The sequence below is a fragment of the Hyphomonas sp. genome (assembly GCF_013823385.1).
Classification (GTDB): Bacteria; Pseudomonadota; Alphaproteobacteria; order Caulobacterales; family Hyphomonadaceae; genus Hyphomonas.
Genome location: NZ_PNMA01000084.1, coordinates 1 through 3,646, shown reverse-complemented (window position 1 = coordinate 3,646; position 3,646 = coordinate 1). Strand labels below are relative to the sequence as shown.

At 62.8% G+C, this 3,646-nt stretch carries 3 protein-coding genes; 1 reads left to right on the top strand and 2 read right to left on the bottom strand.

The window, feature by feature from the left end; all coding sequences use genetic code 11:
• Together C0456_RS19740 and C0456_RS19735 are read right to left on the bottom strand one after the other, a co-directional pair.
• A partial coding sequence (locus C0456_RS19740; protein ID WP_291056155.1) for an aldehyde dehydrogenase family protein occupies window positions 1-1,410 on the bottom strand: 1,410 nt, incomplete at its 3' end.
• On the bottom strand, window positions 1,407-3,014 hold the full coding sequence (locus C0456_RS19735; protein WP_291056152.1) for a GMC family oxidoreductase: 1,608 nt from the start codon (window positions 3,012-3,014) through the stop codon (window positions 1,407-1,409). The genes C0456_RS19740 and C0456_RS19735, both read right to left, overlap by 4 nt.
• A gap of 154 nt (window positions 3,015-3,168) precedes the next feature.
• On the opposite strand from C0456_RS19735, the gene C0456_RS19730 reads away from it, so the two are divergent.
• The coding region (locus C0456_RS19730) for a sulfotransferase (RefSeq protein ID WP_291056149.1) at window positions 3,169-3,646 on the top strand (478 nt) is incomplete at its 3' end.

The window sequence follows — 3,646 nt, the reverse complement described above, 5'->3', positions numbered from 1 at the left end:
TGATCGCTTGTAGCCGCCGATGGGCGCGTCGCTCATCGTGCCTGTTCCGCCATTGAGCGAGACGCTGCCGGCTCTGATTTGCAGAGCCATTTCATAGCCCTTTGCGGCATCGGCCGTCTGGATTGCGCCGTTCAGGCCATAACGGGAATCATTGGCGATACGGATCGCCTCCTCATCCGTTGAAAAGCCGATGATGCAGCCGACCGGCCCGAAAATTTCTTCCTGCGCGATCACCATGTCGTTGGTCACATCGTCGAATACGGTCACTTCAGTGAAAAAGCCCTTGTCGAGCCCCGCGGGGCGACCGCCACCGCAGACCAGCCGCGCACCGGCAGAGCAGCCCAGTTCGATGAAATGTTCCACCTTGCTGCGCTGGCTCTCGCGGATCAGCGGTCCCATGCCGATGGCCGGGTCTGCCGGATTGCCGATGGCGATCTTTCCGGCGACGGCAGCAGCCGTTGCGGCAAAGGCTGGGCGCAGGTTTTCGTGAACAAGGAACCGGGTGGGAATGGCGCAGCCTTGCCCGGCATTGATGGAAATGACCGTGGCAGCCATGGCCGCCGCGCTCTGAACATCGGCATCTTCGCGAACGATAAGTGCCGACTTCCCGCCCAGTTCCAGGTGAACTTTCTTCAGCGTGGGCGCGGCCTGCGCCATGATCTGCGCGCCAACGCCTTCGGAACCGGTGAAGGTCACCATGTCCACCCGTTCATCGGTGCACAGCAGTTGCCCTTCGTCGATGCCGCCGGTGACGATGTTCAGCACGCCTGCGGGCAGGCCGATTTCTTCGGCCACCTGTGCGAACAGCAGAGCGGAAAACGGTGTGAAGGGCGATGGTTTGAGCACCAAGGTGCACCCCGCCAGCAGGGCGGGGCCGATCTTCGCCAGGTTCAGCAGGAAGGGGAAGTTGTATCCGGTGATTGCCGAGACCACGCCCAGTGGTTCTCGCACCACCGTGGTGCCACCGATGGACCGCGGGCCACCCGGGGCAAAGGGGTTGGGGGTGATATCGATCGGCAGGCGTTCGGACTGTTCCCGCCGTGCATGGCCGATGGCCGTTTCCAGCAGGCGCAGCGGGTTGTCGACCTGCATCAGGTGGGTGATGCAGGCCGCACAGCCCACTTCGGCCACGATTAGTTGCGCAATCTGGGCATGCTTTGCCCGCAGGGCGCGCGCCATCTTTTCGACCATGTCAGCCCGCTCACCCCTGGACATACGCGGCCAGGGGCCGTGGTCAAAGGCTTCGCGCGCCGCTGCAATCGCGGCATCGACCTGCTGTGCAGAGGCAACCGGTGCGGCAGCGATCACCTCTTCTGTGGCCGGATTGACGACCGGTTCGGTGCCTGCCTGCGGATCGTGCCATGCACCATCGTAATAGACCTGGCTGATGTCGGTAAAAGGTATTGTCATGCTGCCTGTTCCTTGCCGAGGATCATTTCCGCAGCGTTCATGGCGATGGCCATCGCCGGTGCATTGGTGTTGCCCGAAACCAGTGCAGGCATGATCGATGTGTCGCAAACGCGCAGGCCGCTCACACCGCGCACACGCAGCTGCGGATCGAGCACGCTATCGGTCTCTGCGCCCATTGCAGCGGTGCCTGCGATATGGAACGAGGTGCCGCCCAGCCGGAGCAGGTTGGCGAGAATATCCTCATCCGTTTTCACGACAGCAGCGGTCCCCACTTCCTTTACAACCCAAGGTGCGAGCGCCCCTTGTTGGCCGAACCGGCGGATCCACTTGAACAGGGCCAGTGCCCGCTCGCGGTCCACTTGCTCGGCGAAGTGGTTTGCATCGATCTGCGGTGCGGTTGCAGGATCGCTCGATTGAATGTGGGTGGAGCCGCGACTTTCAGGCCGCGTAAAATAGCCGAGCAGGCGCATGCCGGGAAACGAATCCAGCACAACCTTGCCTTTGGCGCCCTGCTTCATCGTCACCAGCATGGAGCCGATCTGCGCGTCGGGGCGATCCAGCCCGGGTTCGGTCTTGATGAAGCCGCCCACTTCGTGCGCCGCATCGGTCATCGCGCCGCGCCGGAACAGGAAATAGCGCAAGATCGATGCGATTAGCGCTGGCCCACTGAGTTTCTGGTTGGAACTGTGGCCGCGAATACGCCAGTCGACCGCGACAAAGCGGTGTTCGCGCAGGTTCTCGCCAACGTTCGGGCTGTGCGCGACCAGCGGTATGCCAAGCGCCTTCAGGCGAGCCGCATCGCCAATTCCCGAAAGCTCAAGCAGCTTGGGGGATTCAACAGCGCCCGCGCACAGGATGATCTCGCCGCGACAGGCGATTTGCTGGCCATCCAGAACCACGCCTGCAGCCCGGCTCCCATCGAAGACGACCTTTGCCACGGCGCCGCCGGTGATGATCTTGAGGTTCGCGCGCGCGCGCGCCGGATCGAGGAAGGCCCGCGCGGCGGAAAAGCGCTGTCCCTTCCAAGTGGTCGTGGTCTGGTAGCCCATGCCCTGATCGGTCACCACGTCCACCGCGTTGATATCTGCCACAGTCGGCACGCCCATTTGCGCGCCCGCTTGCAACATCGCCTGGGTGACCGGATTGCCGTCTGCAAACACCGAAATGCGCAAAGGGCCGCCGGTGCCGCGCCATTCCGCAGCGCCTAGTGAATGGTCTTCCAAGGCCACGAAATGGCGTCCCATGCGATCCCAGCCCCAGCCTGTGCAGCCGGCCTTTTCCCAATCGTCGTAATCCTGCGGCGCGCCGCGCATGTAAACCATGCCGTTGACCGAGCTTGACCCGCCAACCGTGCGCCCCTTGAGCCACATCTCTTCCGGCTGGTTACCCGCCGGTTTGACGTTGTAGGCAAAGACATGCGGATTGGCAGGGTCGAGCAATTTTCCCACGCCGCGCGGCATGCGGATCAGCGGGCTCTTGTCGTCAGGCCCGCTTTCTATCAGCAGCACTTTGGTCGCTGGGTCGGAGCTCAGCCGGTTGGCCAGCACGCAGTCAGACGAACCGGCGCCCACGATGATGAAATCGAATGTGTTATCCGTAGCCATCGCTTCAGCGCAGCTTCGGCAACTTGTAGTATGGCTCCAGATGTTCAGACGGTTCCATATCCGCTCCCTTCCATGAACCGATATGTCGCCGCTCATGACCCCCGTCTGTCCTACCCAGTGACAGGTTCAGCGATTTTTCCAGTGCCTAGCTTGCATGGCGAAAACACCGTCGCAAATGGCTGCAAAAGAGGGCGAGCGCATGGGAGATCCAACACCGCAGGAACTGGTCGGCGAAGCCGGTCTGGATGCAGACATGGCCGCAGGCGTCCTTCCCGGGCTGACTGCGGCGATGGATGCGCTGGCGCAGGAAAGCGGGCTCTCGCAGGCGGGGCGCGAGCGGGCGCTGGCGCAGTTCCGCGATAACCTGTCGCGCCTTTCCGCTATAGCGGCGGACCGCAAGGCGCATCAGGAGATCGCCGACGTCGTCATCGAGCGGCCCGTGTTTATCATTGGTCTGCCGCGCTGCGGCACTTCGATCCTGCACGCGCTGATCGGTGCCGATCAGCAAATCCGCACGCCCCTGCAATGGGAGGTTGCCGCGCCATCGCCGCCGCCAGAGGCCGCGACATTCGATACCGATCCGCGTGCCGACGGCTTCGATGCCTATGTACGCGAAAATTTCACTGGGCCTT

What these genes read in the sequence shown, in the direction of transcription:
- C0456_RS19735 (WP_291056152.1), bottom strand. Translation starts at nt 3,014, where the DNA reads ATGGCTACGGATAACACATTCGATTTCATCATCGTGGGCGCCGGTTCG.